Annotated in this window: 14 protein-coding genes; 11 read left to right on the top strand and 3 right to left on the bottom strand. The window is 48.2% G+C overall.

The features are described from left to right. Positions 1–50 precede the first annotated feature (50 nt). Positions 51–818: a copper homeostasis protein CutC gene (locus ACLTOQ_RS01110; protein WP_412318461.1), complete on the bottom strand. Its 768-nt coding sequence runs from the start codon at positions 816–818 to the stop codon at positions 51–53. Positions 819–1,252: 434 nt separating this feature from the next. Here ACLTOQ_RS01110 and ACLTOQ_RS01105 point away from each other — a divergent pair, with 434 nt between their 5' ends. The 6 genes from ACLTOQ_RS01105 (at position 1,253) to ACLTOQ_RS01080 (ending at position 6,148) form a co-directional block, all read left to right on the top strand. Then, on the top strand, positions 1,253–1,525 hold the full coding sequence (locus ACLTOQ_RS01105; RefSeq protein ID WP_412318460.1) for a hypothetical protein: 273 nt from the start codon (positions 1,253–1,255) through the stop codon (positions 1,523–1,525). A gap of 247 nt (positions 1,526–1,772) precedes the next feature. Continuing rightward, positions 1,773–2,717 (top strand): PD-(D/E)XK nuclease family transposase, encoded by a 945-nt coding sequence (locus ACLTOQ_RS01100; RefSeq protein WP_412279511.1) that lies wholly within the window; start codon positions 1,773–1,775, stop codon positions 2,715–2,717. Between the two features lie 157 nt (positions 2,718–2,874). Next, a complete protein-coding gene (locus ACLTOQ_RS01095) occupies positions 2,875–3,444 on the top strand; it encodes a cysteine hydrolase family protein (RefSeq protein WP_337562996.1) in 570 nt (189 codons plus the stop codon). A 149-nt stretch (positions 3,445–3,593) separates the two neighbouring features. After that, positions 3,594–3,812 (top strand): cation transporter, encoded by a 219-nt coding sequence (locus ACLTOQ_RS01090; RefSeq protein WP_412318459.1) that lies wholly within the window; start codon positions 3,594–3,596, stop codon positions 3,810–3,812. Between the two features lie 75 nt (positions 3,813–3,887). After that, positions 3,888–5,759 carry a heavy metal translocating P-type ATPase gene (locus ACLTOQ_RS01085; protein WP_412318458.1) on the top strand — a complete coding sequence of 624 codons (1,872 nt, stop codon included), beginning with the start codon at positions 3,888–3,890 and terminating at the stop codon, positions 5,757–5,759. A gap of 17 nt (positions 5,760–5,776) precedes the next feature. Continuing rightward, on the top strand, positions 5,777–6,148 hold the full coding sequence (locus ACLTOQ_RS01080) for an ArsR/SmtB family transcription factor (protein ID WP_021914279.1): 372 nt from the start codon (positions 5,777–5,779) through the stop codon (positions 6,146–6,148). A 97-nt stretch (positions 6,149–6,245) separates the two neighbouring features. On the opposite strand, the gene ACLTOQ_RS01075 is transcribed toward ACLTOQ_RS01080, so the two are convergent. Both ACLTOQ_RS01075 and ACLTOQ_RS01070 read right to left on the bottom strand, forming a co-directional pair. Next, complete coding sequence (locus ACLTOQ_RS01075) at positions 6,246–7,091, bottom strand: DegV family protein (RefSeq protein WP_337426358.1); 846 nt, start codon at positions 7,089–7,091, stop codon at positions 6,246–6,248. 114 nt (positions 7,092–7,205) lie between these two features. Next, on the bottom strand, positions 7,206–7,994 hold the full coding sequence (locus tag ACLTOQ_RS01070) for a substrate-binding domain-containing protein (protein ID WP_412318456.1): 789 nt from the start codon (positions 7,992–7,994) through the stop codon (positions 7,206–7,208). A gap of 185 nt (positions 7,995–8,179) precedes the next feature. On the opposite strand from ACLTOQ_RS01070, the gene ACLTOQ_RS01065 reads away from it, so the two are divergent. The 5 genes from ACLTOQ_RS01065 (at position 8,180) to ACLTOQ_RS01045 (ending at position 13,501) form a co-directional block, all read left to right on the top strand. Beyond that, entirely contained in the window at positions 8,180–8,482 is a 303-nt protein-coding gene (locus tag ACLTOQ_RS01065; protein WP_412318454.1) for a hypothetical protein, read from the top strand. Further along, positions 8,472–10,250: an ATP-binding cassette domain-containing protein gene (locus ACLTOQ_RS01060; protein ID WP_412318452.1), complete on the top strand. Its 1,779-nt coding sequence runs from the start codon at positions 8,472–8,474 to the stop codon at positions 10,248–10,250. Before ACLTOQ_RS01065 ends, ACLTOQ_RS01060 begins: the two co-directional genes overlap by 11 nt. Before the next feature lie 482 nt (positions 10,251–10,732). Next, positions 10,733–11,713 (top strand): hypothetical protein, encoded by a 981-nt coding sequence (locus ACLTOQ_RS01055; protein ID WP_412318451.1) that lies wholly within the window; start codon positions 10,733–10,735, stop codon positions 11,711–11,713. A gap of 115 nt (positions 11,714–11,828) precedes the next feature. After that, positions 11,829–12,434, top strand: a complete 606-nt coding sequence (locus ACLTOQ_RS01050; protein WP_412318450.1) for an alpha-L-rhamnosidase N-terminal domain-containing protein — start codon at positions 11,829–11,831, stop codon at positions 12,432–12,434. Beyond that, entirely contained in the window at positions 12,341–13,501 is a 1,161-nt protein-coding gene (locus ACLTOQ_RS01045) for a hypothetical protein (protein WP_412318449.1), read from the top strand. Before ACLTOQ_RS01050 ends, ACLTOQ_RS01045 begins: the two co-directional genes overlap by 94 nt. The last annotated feature ends 16 nt before the right edge of the window (positions 13,502–13,517 follow it).

Here is a 13,517-nt window from a genome sequence, read left to right as displayed (position 1 = left end):
GTGCCGCATGTCGGCATCTCCCTTACACAGCAGCTCGCATTCTTGCGCATTTACGCTTCTTCATCTGCCGCGCGGTCGAGCATCGTGCGCACAGCTGCGACAGCTTCCGGATCAGTCTGCCAGATCTCATATTCGCTCATACCGGGAATTCCCATAAAAACCTCCGGGTTGCGGTAGACCATCTCACTGTTTTTAATGGTCTTGCCGGACATATGGAATTGGGTCAGGGACGTTTTTTCAAGGAGAGCAGGAACCGTTTTGGCAGAGACGCCTGCACCTGCAAGGAGATGGATTCTGCCGTCAGCTGCCTGATGGAGTTTATTGAGCAGATCGACGCCGTGCAGACAGTCGGGAGCCTGACCGGAGGTCAGAATGGTCTGAATATCCAAGGAAATCGCTTCCTCAAGGGCTGCAAAGGGATCGCGGCACATATCAAAGGCACGATGCAGTGTGACGGACATATCCCGGGCATGTTCGCGGAAACGTTTCATCTGTTCGGTACACAGGGAACCGTCCGGAGAAAGACTTCCGATTACAACGCCGTCGGCTCCGGCTGCCCGAAACGCATCGATTTCTTTACAGATGAGGGCTGTCTCATCCTCCGAGTACAGGAAATCGCCGAAGCGGGGGCGGATCAGAACATGGATGCGGATGCCGGTCTGTTTTCTGATCTGTTCATAAAGGGCGAGGGTGGGCGTCGTACCGCCGATGACAAGATTAGAGCAAAGCTCGAGGCGGTCTGCACCTCCTTTTTTGGCCATACGGGCAGAATATGCGGAATCGACGCAGCATTCTAACAGGTAATTGGATGATTTCATGAATTGCTTCTCCATTTTGCAGGATTTCCCGGGAAGGAAATGCTGCATTTCTTTGTGCGGTTGTTAATGATCCTATCCAGCCTGATAGTCGCATATCGTGGGATTAGCATCCCACTTTTATGCTCCTATCTTGACGGGTCAAGAAGTCAAAACGCCTTCTGTAAGCAAGCTTGCGTCGGCTTTTTTGACTTTTTGACCCTAGCATCCTATATGATACAGGATTTTTTCGGATTTACAAATGCAAAATCGGCGTAAAAAGGAAGAAAAAGTCGAAATATGTACAAATTGTGAACAAAACCTTATAAAATTCATAAAATGTTTTAAAATTAGAAAAAAACTATTTACAAACAAAAGGAAAGGTGGTATCCTCACATTCGTATTAAGGAAACGGCATTTTTTAAATGCCTGGTTTTGATTTAGGAGGAGACATTATTATGAAAAAGAATTTAGTAGCAGTTTTAGCAGCAGTAGTTATGACAGCATCCATGGTAGCTTGCGGCAGCGCAGCAGCTACAGAGACAACTGTTGAGACCACAACCGTTGCAGAAGAGAGCACAGTAGCAGTTGAGTCTACTGTAGAAGAGACCACTGTAGAAGCTACAACTGAGGAAGCTACCACAGAAGAAGCTACAACTGAAGAAGCTACCACAGAAGCAGCTACAGAAGAAGCTGCAACTGAGACAGCTACCGAGACTGTTGCTGAGTAATTATACCCAGACAGTTTTGGCAGGATGTGTTTTTTCAGGCATTTGATCAGTCCTCATGTGGAAAACACATCGGATAAAGGAAATGAAAGAGACACCCTTTTGTATGGAAACATGCAGAAGGGTGTTTTTTAATATGGAAATGAATTGTATAAAGGAAATGAGTAAGTTATAATATAGATATGGTCTGATGCCTTTTGGGGGATGACTGAAGAAATTTATGAAACATCCATCCAAGGGAGGGATACCGGTGAATGCAGAATTAAAAAATGCAATAAAAGCAACAGATTCTAAAGCAGAATATGATACGAGTGCGAAGCGCTTGTTAGGACAAAAGAGTATATTGGCACATATACTGGTGAAGACTGTTGATGAATTTAAGGGTATGGACCCTAAGAAAGTGGTGGACAGTATTGAGGGAACACCTCATATTGGTACTGTGCCGGTGGAACCTGGTCTTACAAATGCAGTCAGTGAGAAAAATGGAGAACGGCTGGTTGGGTTTAACACGGAAAATGGAGAAGTTAATGAAGGACTGATAAGATTTGATATTGTCTTTTATGTACGTATGAAAGATGGTTTATCACAGATTATTATAAATGTGGAGGCACAAAAAGATGAACCGAATGGATATGAAATTTTAAACAGAGCAATCTTTTATGTGAGCAGACTGATTTCTTCGCAAAAAGAACGCGATTTTGAAAATTCTAGCTATGATGATATTAAACGGGTGTATTCCATTTGGATATGCATGAATATGAAGGAAAACACCATGAGCTATGTACATCTCACAAAAGAAGATTTAATAGGTTCCTATGAATGGAAAGGAAATCTTGATCTGCTGAATATTATTATGATTGGATTAGCAAAGAAACTGCCTGAGCATGATGAAACATATGAGTTGCACAGACTATTGGGAGCATTGTTGTCACAGGATCTTACAGTGGATGAAAAATTAAATATCATAGGAAATGAATATGATATCCCTATTGAGGAAAATTTCAGAAAGGATGTGAGCGTTATGTGTAACTTGAGTCAGGGAATTGAAGAAAAAGGAATTGCAATTGGAGAGGCTGGACTTATTGTCAAAATGTATAAAAACGGTTTTACTGCAGAACAGATAGCGGCAGCTACAGATAAAGATCTAGAAGCAGTGAAAAAAATTATTGCCGACAAGGAGCCTATGCCAGCATAGGAAAATGTTATTGGGAATAAGAAGCCTTTGAGTGTAATGACTTGAAGGCTTCTTCTGGATAATTGGGAAAATGATATTGTGTTGAATAAAGAACTTTTGGCGAAGCGGTTCAAAAAATAGAAGAAGAAATTTATTATATGAAAAAATGGAGGATTTTATGAAGCTTTTGATTGTAGTAGACATGCAGAACGATTTTGTTACAGGGAGCCTTGGAACAAAGGAGGCTCAGGCGATTGTGGAAAACGTCGTCTGCAAAATCAAAGAAACCCCGGCAGAACAGATCTACGTGACACAGGACACGCATCCGGAACAGTATCTGCAGACAAAAGAAGGACTGCATCTTCCGGTTGCACATTGCATCGAGGGAACGAATGGACATTGCCTGTGCCCGGCAGTAGAGCAGGCGTTGAAAGAAAAACAGGTGGATGCAGCGAGAAAAATTCAAAAGCCCACCTTTGGCTCCATGGAGTTGATTGAGAAACTGCGCTCGGACGAGAAAATCGTTGCGGATTCGAACCTGCAGATCGAGCTGGTCGGACTTTGCACCGGAATCTGTGTGCTCTCCAACGCGATTTTGTGTAAGGCTGCATTTCCTGAGGCAGATGTGATCGTTGATGCGGCAGCGTGTGCCTGCGTGACGCCTGCTTCTCATGATACTGCGCTGGCGGCAATGAAGCTGTGCCAGATTGAAGTAGAGAAGGAAGGGAAAGAACCCTGGAGAAATTAAACATAGGATCCTAACATTTTTGTTGACAGAATCGAAAAGAGTGCTATAATGAAATCAAACATATGAATAATTGTTCATATGAAAGAAAAAGCAATGGGGAACAGAAGCACCCATAGATGCTGCAAGACAGGAAAAGAGAGGATTTTATCATGAAAAAAACTTACAAAATCGACGTTGACTGCGCAAACTGTGCAAACAAAATGGAAGACGCTGCAAAGAAGACTGCAGGCGTTAAGGACGCAACGGTAAACTTCATGACCCTGAAAATGTCCGTGGAATTTGAAGAGGGTGCAGATGTAAAGGCCGTTATGCAGGATGTATACAAAAACTGCAAAAAGGTAGAGGATGACTGCGAGATCTTCCTGTAAAAGAAGACAAATCTGCAGGCTGTAGCCGTCATGGACAGTCTGCAGATTTAATGTTTTTACTGAAAGGGGAAAGGCATGAATAAGAAACAGAAAAAAGTATTGACCAGGATTATCGTGGCAGCAGTGCTGATGGTTGTGCTGAGCCTGCTTCCGGTAGATGGCTGGCTGAAATTTGTGCTGTTTATGATTCCGTATCTGGTGATCGGCCATGATATTTTGTTAAAGGCCTGGAAAGGTATTTTAAACAGACAGGTTTTTGATGAGAACTTTCTGATGGCGGTTGCGACCATTGGCGCGATCCTTCTGGGGGATTATAAAGAGGGCGTTGCGGTTATGCTCTTTTACCAGATCGGTGAGCTGTTCCAGAGCTATGCGGTGGGTAAGAGCCGCAGAAACATCAGTGAGCTGATGGATATCCGTCCGGATTATGCGAATATCGAAAAAGAAGACGGAACACTGGAGCAGGTTGATCCGGATGAGGTTGAAATCGGCAGCGTGATCGTTGTACAGCCCGGAGAAAAGGTGCCGATTGACGGCGTGATCGAAGAGGGACGCACAAGCTTAAACACCAGCGCCCTGACCGGTGAGAGCCTTCCGAGGGAAGCCGGCGTTGGGGACGAAGTCATCAGCGGCTGTATCAACATGTCCGGCGTGCTGAAAATCCGGACGACAAAGGAGTTTGGCGAATCGACGGTATCGAAGATCCTAGATATGGTAGAAAATGCAAGCTCCAAAAAATCCAGATCCGAGAATTTTATTTCCAAATTTGCAAAATACTATACGCCTGCGGTCTGCTACGGAGCTCTGGCGTTGGCAATTTTACCTCCCCTTGTGCGGCTGCTGTTTCTTGGAATGACACCGGAATGGGGCGACTGGGTTATGAGGGCGCTGACCTTCCTGGTAATCAGCTGTCCGTGCGCGCTGGTCATCAGTATTCCTCTGAGCTTCTTTGCCGGAATCGGCGGTGCGAGCAACGCAGGTGTTCTGGTAAAAGGCTCCAACTATCTGGAAACACTTTCCGAAACCAAATATGTTGTATTTGATAAGACAGGAACCATGACGCAGGGCGTGTTCGAAGTAAGCGGTGTGCATCATTCTTCCATGGATACAGAGAAGCTGTTGGAATACGCAGCGCTGGCGGAATGCCATTCCTCCCATCCGATCAGCAAGAGCCTTAAGAAGGCATACGGCAAGCCCCTGGATCCGAGCCGTGTAACGGATGTCGAAGAGATCAGCGGCAACGGTGTGACTGCAAAGGTGGATGGCGTGAGAGTTGCTGCAGGCAACAGCAAGCTGATGGAAAAGCTCGGTGTGGATTGTATGGAATGTCACAGCGTCGGAACCGTTGTTCACATGGCGGTGAATGGCAAATATGCCGGACATATCCTGATTTCGGATCAGATCAAGCCTCATGCAAAGGAAGCCATCGCGGCATTGAAAAAATGCGGCGTGAAAAAGACGATCATGTTGACCGGAGACCGCCGGGAGGCAGCACGTCAGGTTGCGGAAGAGCTCGGTATTGATGAGGTACACAGCGAGCTTCTGCCCGGCGACAAGGTAGCGCAGGTAGAAAAGCTTCTGGATGAAAAAGGGGAAAAGGAAAAGCTTGCCTTTGTGGGAGACGGCATCAACGATGCACCGGTGCTTTCCCGGGCGGATATCGGCATCGCAATGGGAGCACTGGGCTCGGATGCAGCGATCGAGGCGGCGGATATTGTTCTGATGGATGATGATCCGTTAAAGATTTCCAAGGCCATCAGAATTTCCAGAAAGTGCCTGAGAATCGTTTATGAAAATATTTATTTTGCAATCGGTGTTAAAGTGGTCTGCCTGATCCTCGGCGCACTCGGCATTGCGAATATGTGGGCGGCGATCTTCGCAGATGTGGGCGTTATGATTATCGCCGTGCTCAATGCGATCCGCGCCCTGAATGTGAAAAAGCTGTAAAGAAAATGGAGAGAACCATGCAGGAAAAAGAAGAACTGGAAATGGATCACTGTGAAGAAACGGAGGTTCATGAAGAACTGCTCAGGATCGTACAGGAAAAGCTTCCAAAAGAAGAAGAGCTTTATGATCTGGCGGAGCTTTATAAGGTATTTGGAGATTCTACCCGTATCCGGATTCTGTTTGTTTTGTTTGAAGCGGAGGTCTGTGTCTGCGACCTTGCAGCAGCCCTGCAGATGACGCAGTCGGCGATTTCCCATCAGCTGCGCATTTTAAAACAGAATAAACTGGTTAAAAGCAGAAGAGAAGGCAAATCCATCTTTTATTCCCTGGCGGACGGACATGTCCGCACGATCATCAATCAGGGACTGGAGCATATCGAGGAGGATTGAACCGATCCTGTTGTCAGAAAGAAAGCACCTCAACCGATCTGAGAAAGGTTGAGGTGCTTTTGCTTTTTTGGAGGAGGATCCCCCTTAAGTTCAAAGATTATTTTTCTGTAAAAAACGCCACTGCGATAGCTCCGGGACCGACATGGGTTCCGATGGCGCCTCCAATGGTTCCGATGGGCAGATGATCGACATGCTCTTTCCAGATCTCTGCGCTGTCGGAAATGTATTTCTGCAGCAGCGCGTCGCTTAACCCGGTGTAGCCCAAGAAAAACGGCCGGGAAAAATCAATGCCGTCCTTCTGAATCTGCTGGATCAGGAAGTTGTTGCCCTGGCGGGAGCCCCGTGCCTTACCCAGCAGTGCAACCTCACCATCCACAACGGAGACCACCGGCTTGATGGAAAGCAGGCTTCCGGCGATGGCAACGGTTTTGGAAATTCTGCCGCCTTTTTGCAGATATTCCAGGGTATCCAAAAGAGCGATCACTCGCAGATTTTCTTTTTCATGATTCAGGGTCTCTACGATGGTGTGGATATCTGTGCCGGCATCCTTCATGCGCAATGCATATTCCACGATGGCCTTTTCCCCGACGGCAACGTTTAAGCTGTCTACGATATAAACCTCTCCGCCGGTTTCGGCTGCGGCGATGTTGGCACTCTGCCAGGTTCCGGAGAGCTTGGAGGAGATCGTAATGATCAGTGCAATGTCGCCCTGTTCATGGATTTTTCTGATTGCAGCCTCGAAGGCATAGGGGGAAGGCTGGCTGGTGGTCGGCAGCACCTGTGTTTCGATCATCTTTTCATAAAACTGTCTGTGGGTTAAGTTGACGCCGTCCAAATATTCTTCATCGCCAAAACGGATGGTCATCGGAAGGACGGTCAGGTCTGTGCGGGAGCAATCGACGATATCCGATCCCGCGTCTGTAATAATCTGTATCTGATTCATGTGATTCGTTACCTCCATTTCGCAGGCCCATTGGGCTGCGTGGCCGATCGATTTCCCAAGTCGGCCTGGAAAGCATAACATATATTTGTTGATGTGTCAACAAAGATGGAAAAGCTACAGCACAATCGCCCTTGTGGATTTGCGAACCTCCAGAAGAGGCGACATCACACGGCGTGTCACCTGCGGATCACGGGTTTCGATCTGATGTTTCAGAATCGTGCCGGCTTCTTTTCCCATCAGATATTCGGACTGACTAATGTGGGTAAAGAAATCGGGACGCTGGGATTCTACCAGCGGTTTATCAAAGGACATCAGGGAGATATCCTCAGGAACCCGGAGGTTCATTGTGGCAAACAGGCTGTAGAGATAGGCGCAGGTAGTGGATTCTGCTGCAATAAAGGCAGTGATGCGCTCCTCCCGGATCAGCTTCATCATTTGCTTCTGATAGTGAACGTAGGGCTGATGCTTGTTGAAGAAATCCAAGATCGTAATGGAGGATTCCGGAATATTGCGTGCCTTCGCTTCTTGCAAAATGCCGTCGATACGGGAGCGAACCGTGAAGGTATTCCGCCGGGCAGAAGAGACGAAGCAGATGCGCTGATGTCCGAGGGCGTGGAGATGACGCAGACAGAGTGCACCGCCGGTTTTATTGTCCCCAATGACATAGCTGGTATCCAGACGCGGAAGATTCCGGTCGATGAGGACCAGGGGATATTTCTGCAGCAGCAGATAAAGCAGTTGCTCGCTGAAAAATGGCTGATCCTGAGGAAACAGAACGATTCCGCTGATGCCGGTGTCGATACATTTTTGCAGCAGCCGGTTTTCCAGAGAAGGATTGAAGCTCTGGAAAAGGTGACAGATATAGGAATCTATGGGAAATGCAGAAAGTATGCCATTTACCATGGATAACGAAAACTGATCGGAGAAGGACGGCAGGATGCAGGCAATCTCGGTAAAAGCAGTATCGGAGGTACTGCCTTCCGGGACAGCAGGAAGCTGCGCGGAGGCAGAAGCCGGCAGCAGGACACTGGGAGCTTCCAGCGGGACCTGAGCCGCAGCAGCAAGGGGAGAAGCACTTTCTGTGCAGGGTGTTTGCAGGCGATTTCGATGCGGTAATTCTGGATGAACCGACAGCATTTTTAGACCCGCTGACAGAAGCGGATATTTTGCAGGAAGTGCTGGAAGCGACAAAGGGAAAGCTGTTGATTTTCGTGACGCATCGGTTATCCTTTGCACGGCAGGCAGATCAGATTTTATATCTGAAAAAAGGAATGATTGCAGAGCATGGAACGCACGAAGAACTGATGGAAAAGGGCGGCGACTACTGCAGGATGTTTACGACGCAGCGACGGCAGTATTTTGCACAGGAGGGGGAAAACGATGCGGTTTAACGGGTTGAAAAGTCATCTGCGGCTGCAGAAGCTCCGCTTTCTGGATGCACCGGGGCTGTTTTTACTGGAAATTGTGCTGACGGGCGCATATGACCTGGCGGATGTGTTGGCGAATGTCCTTGTTTTGAAATGGATGATCGGCGCGCTGATGGGGCGTGATCTGATACGGGCAGCGTGGGTGCTGGGAGGATTTCTGGTGTACCAGCTGTCGGTGAGCTTTTTGTGGCACTGGTACTTTGAACGCATTTATCCTCAGTGGAAGGAACGGCTGGAATACAAACTAAATTGCAGGCTGTACCGGATCATGCTGGACGCAGATTGCAGAAAATATAACGAAGAATCATACTTTCACGGATACCGCAGGGCGTTGCAGTTTGCACAGACGAAAATGGAGGAAACGCTGGAATTTTACCGGCAGCTGTTCGGCAGTTTTCTGGCTGGTGCGGTAGCGGTCGTCATTTATATCCGCATGGATCAGATGATCGTTGTGTTCGTTTTGCTGGCGTTTGTGGCAAGCCGTTTCTGTGTCAAAAGTCTGGTGGAAAAAACGAACGCAAAGCGGGATGAACAGAACAAAAAAGATGCATTGCACCAGAACTATTTACGGATTTTTCTGCGAAAGGAATATGCAGCAGAGGGGCGGATTCTGGGCTGCCTGCCATTTTTCGTAAAACGGGATCAGGACAGCTTTTCGCAAAAGGCGGAGCAGACGAAACAGTGGAATCGACGTATTTTTCCAATTGCGTTCGGGCGGGAGATCGGGAGCGATTTTCTGTTTATCGACTGTTTGATGATCGCGTATCTGGGATATTGTTTTTTCTGGAAAAAGACGATCGGACTGGACGATTTTGCGGCGCTTTTGAACGGGACGCACATCATCCTGTATGCGCTGTCCGTGCTGTTTGAGCAGATGGCGGGAAGAGCCGGGGAGTATGCCGGATACATCGACGGATTTATTGATTTTTGCGAACAAAACGGAGAAGTGTCGAATGACAAAAACCAGGAATCCATGGCAGCGGACAGTAGGATGATTTCAGAGATTTCGATGGAGCATGTCGATTTCGGATACGGGGAGAAGAAAGTCTTACTGGACATCTGTTTTCAGATGAAAAAGGGGGAAAAGATCGCATTGGTCGGAGACAGCGGCGCCGGAAAAACGACGTTCATCAAGGTTTTGCTCGGACTTGGAAAAACGGACAGTGGGACGATTTTTGCGGATGGAGCAGCCGTTTCGACGAAGGCAGAATGGGAGGAATGTCGGAAGCATTTCACGGTGCTGTTTGCTGGAAATCTGCTGTATGCGGCGTCTCTGGCGGAGAACGTGGCGCTTTCCGAAAACGCAGATAAGAGCCGGGCTGCGGACGCGTTGTGCGAGAGCGGTTTGTATCGAAAGGGGACCTCTGTTCCGGTCGAAAAACAGGTGTTGCGGGAATTTTGCGAGGACGGTTTCCTGTTTTCAGAGGGACAGAAACAGAAGATTGCGCTGGCGCGCGCCTGCTATTATAACACGGAGTTTCTGATTGCGGATGAAGCGGCGGCTTCACTTGATCCGTTTGCAGAGGATGCGTTTAACAAAACGCTGCTGCAGGGACATCCCGATCAGGGCGTGCTCGTGATTTCGCACCGGCTTTCCGTGACGGCGCTGACGGATCGAATCTATGTCATGGAGCATGGACGGATTACGGAGTGCGGCAGCCATCAGGAACTTTTGGCGCAAAAGGGACGCTACTGGAAAATGTGGGAGAAGCAGAGGCGGGGATATGCGTGAAACGGGGTCAGATCCCCAATCAAAACGCAGCATATTGGATAGCGGTTGCTGTTGATTTTTTTCGAAGTATCGTTTACATTAAATCTATGATGTCGAGGGCAAAAACCCCCGACCTTGATGCTTGTGGATTGTTCCGTGCTGTGCACTCCCACAATCCTGCCCTATAGTCGCATATCGTGGGATTATCATCCCACTTTTATGCTCCTATCGGGGCGGGTCAAGAGGTCTTTCACCCACCTATGAGCAAGCTCATGTGGGCTTAGACCTTTTGACCCTGGCATCAAATATATTCTATTATGGCAGGCGGCTTTTGCAGAGGGAGAGCCGCCCCTGCCGTAGAATCTAAAATCTTTTTTTCAAGGTCGGATCGACCAGAGATTTCTATCAGACAAAAATTGAATAAGGAACAGATGGAGATACCGGGAAGACCTTGCAGGAAAGAGCCTTCCTGGTATATGATGAATGTATCAGAAAGGCAAAAGATGGAGACAATCAATACACCTTATGATGACACTTTCCGCACGCTGCTGCAGGACTGCCCAGAGCTGGTGGTTCCGCTGATTAACGAGCTGTTCGGCACGAATTATACCGGGCGGGAAGTAGTGGTATCGAATGAAAACGAGATTTTTTTTAGGAACCCGGAGGGGAAAAAGGAGAAGCGGGTTACGGATTCCAACCTGACATTGATTTCTTTAAAGGGAATTTCCAAACGGTATCATCTGGAATGTCAGAGCACACCGGATGGGACAATGGAAATTCGGATGTGGGAATATGATGCGCAGATTGCTTTGAGGAATAAGGAATACCGGAACGGCGTGCTGTATGTGAAATTTCCGGATTCTGCAGTGATCTATCTGAGGAGCAATTCGAATACACCGGATGAGTTGAAGATTTGTATTTGCGTTGGGAAAAAGGAAATATTTTACGAAATTCCGATCCTGAAAGTAAAGAACTATACGTTGAAAGAAATTTTTGAAAAAGAGTTATGGATGTTGATCCCATTCTATATTTTTCGATATGAAAAGGAATTTCGAATAATTAATGGAGATGAAAAGCGGCTTCGCAGTTTGAGGATGGAATATGAGAACGTAGCTGCACGGCTGGATCAGGAGTGCCAAAGCGGGCGTATGAAGCCAATTACCGGCGGCGCGTTGTGTGAACTGGCGAATACTGTAGTGGAAAAACTGGCGTCGAAATATGACAATGTGGAGAAGGAGGTTACGGAAGTTATGGGAGGAAAAGTGTTGAATTATCGGTCGAAGGAGATTTTTCGGGAAGCCATGGAGAAGGGGCTGGAAGAGGGACGCTTAGAGGGACGCCTGGAAGGATCTAATCAAAAAACGGTCGAGTTGGTAACTAAAAAGTATCAAAAAGGCGATTCTGTATCCAAAATAGCGGAAGACCTCCTGATGAGTGTAGAGGAAGTAGAAGAAATCCTGGGGAAAATGACAGTAAGTCAGTAATAAACAGGCTTCCAATATTTAGAAGAGTGCGTATGCCGTTCTATCATCTAAGCAGATGGCAGGGCGGCATGTTTTCTGATATTGGGGCGGCAAGGGCTACGGGAGAGAATCAAGATTGAAAAAAGAACACTGGATTTGCGGCGGCGCAGGCTGTGAAGCGCCGCTGTTTCGAAGAAGCTTCTGGCTGGATAGGACAGAGCGCTTTCAAAGCGCCCGTCTGGAAATCTGCGGACTGGGGTATTTTCTATTCTATATCAATGGAAAAAGGATCAGCGATCAGGAGCTGATGCCGGCGATGACAGACTACGCGTCGGTGCTCGGCTGTGAAACAACGTATCCGGTATGGGAGGAGCGCAGCGCACATCGCTGCCGGTATTTGAGCTTTGACTTACTTCCGTATTTAAAGGCAGGAGAGAATGTACTTGCAGTACGACTGGGCAATGGCTGGTATCATCAGACAGAACGGATTGCCGAAGGAAAATTTATTTTCGGGCTGCCGAAGCTTTGGTTTGAGCTGACGTTGACAGATGCAGACGGAAGACAGGAATGGATTGAAAGCGACCGGCAGACATTGTGGCATCCGGGTGGATTGCTGAAAAACAACCTCTTTTTGGGAGAGGTCGGGATTTGCGGAAAGAGCTGGAAGGCTGGCAGTATCCGGGCGCTGATTTATCCGGTTGGAAGCCAGCACAGCCGGTCCATGCACCGGAAACCCTTTTAGAAGAGCAGACCTGTCCACCGGATCGTGTGATCCGAAAGCTTTATCCGATCCTGATTGGGGAGCACGATGGCAGAAAAATGGTTCCGCTCGCATGGGCAAAAATTTATGGGGACGACAGCCTGCTTGTGCAGGGCTATGACGCGATCCTGCGCTGGTTCGATTATATGGATGCCCACAGTGAAAAGGGACTTGTGGTCCGCGAAGAGGAGGGCGGCTGGTGTCTGGGCGACTGGTGCTTTCCGGCATCAGAGGAAAAGGAGCAGCTGCCGGAGGCATTTATCAATACGTTCTACTACTTGCATGGATTGCAGGAAATGATGCAAATTTCAGAAAAAATGAATAATAAACTGCCAATTCGATTTGCGGAGCGGGAAAAGAATGTCAAAAATGCTTTTCTTGACGCTTATTTCGATCCGGAAACCGGAGATTTCTGCGAAGGAAGGGCAGCAGGCAACGCCTATGGACTGGCACTTGGGCTTGGGGATGAGCGGACGAAAAAGCATCTGGTCGAAAAATATGAAGCGCTCGGACGTTTTGATACCGGAATTTTCGGCACGTCGATGCTTTTGGAACAACTGTTTTCCATCGGTGCAGGGGATCTGGCTGTAAGGCTTCTGACCAATGACAGCGAAGCAGCGTCCTTTGCACATATGAAACGAAATGGTGCGACGACGCTCTGGGAGCGCTGGGATGGCAGAGAATCCCATAACCATCCGATGTTTGGCGCCTGTGTGCGGCTGCTGTTTACACAGATCCTTGGGATCCGGATGATACCAGCGCCGCAGCCGCCCGTTGTCAACTCTACGCAGCCGGACGTTACTGCACCGCCAGCACAGGCATTGAAGCCGCTCAACGGCGAACTGCAGCCGCCAGCCGTGCCCGGGTTCGCACAGCATTTTTCTTACGAAATCCGTCTCAGCAGCCAGCGGCAGCTGACCTGGGCAAAGGGCAGTATCCAGACGCCGGATGGAATCCTTTCGGTGAGCTGGGAGCTTCTGGAAAACGGGGAAAAGCAGGTGGAGTGGAGCCTTGCGCCCGCAGGCGAGGACAAGGTGCCTACAATGTAATATGGCAGCTCGGCGT

The sequence above is a fragment of the Gallintestinimicrobium sp. genome (assembly GCF_046968865.1).
Lineage (GTDB): Bacteria > Bacillota > Clostridia > Lachnospirales > Lachnospiraceae > Gallintestinimicrobium > Gallintestinimicrobium propionicum.
The sequence above is the reverse complement of the archived record's forward strand: the minus strand, read 5'-3'. Positions and strand labels throughout refer to the sequence as shown.

Bases quoted from the DNA above. Each gene is read 5' to 3' on its own strand.
- ACLTOQ_RS01110 (WP_412318461.1), bottom strand. From the start codon at position 818: ATGAAATCATCCAATTACCTGTTAGAATGCTGCGTCGATTCCGCATAT.
- ACLTOQ_RS01105 (WP_412318460.1), top strand. From the start codon at position 1,253: ATGAAAAAGAATTTAGTAGCAGTTTTAGCAGCAGTAGTTATGACAGCA.
- ACLTOQ_RS01095 (WP_337562996.1), top strand. From the start codon at position 2,875: ATGAAGCTTTTGATTGTAGTAGACATGCAGAACGATTTTGTTACAGGG.
- ACLTOQ_RS01090 (WP_412318459.1), top strand. From the start codon at position 3,594: ATGAAAAAAACTTACAAAATCGACGTTGACTGCGCAAACTGTGCAAAC.
- ACLTOQ_RS01085 (WP_412318458.1), top strand. From the start codon at position 3,888: ATGAATAAGAAACAGAAAAAAGTATTGACCAGGATTATCGTGGCAGCA.
- ACLTOQ_RS01080 (WP_021914279.1), top strand. From the start codon at position 5,777: ATGCAGGAAAAAGAAGAACTGGAAATGGATCACTGTGAAGAAACGGAG.
- ACLTOQ_RS01075 (WP_337426358.1), bottom strand. From the start codon at position 7,091: ATGAATCAGATACAGATTATTACAGACGCGGGATCGGATATCGTCGAT.
- ACLTOQ_RS01070 (WP_412318456.1), bottom strand. From the start codon at position 7,994: ATGGTAAATGGCATACTTTCTGCATTTCCCATAGATTCCTATATCTGT.
- ACLTOQ_RS01060 (WP_412318452.1), top strand. From the start codon at position 8,472: ATGCGGTTTAACGGGTTGAAAAGTCATCTGCGGCTGCAGAAGCTCCGC.
- ACLTOQ_RS01055 (WP_412318451.1), top strand. From the start codon at position 10,733: ATGGAGACAATCAATACACCTTATGATGACACTTTCCGCACGCTGCTG.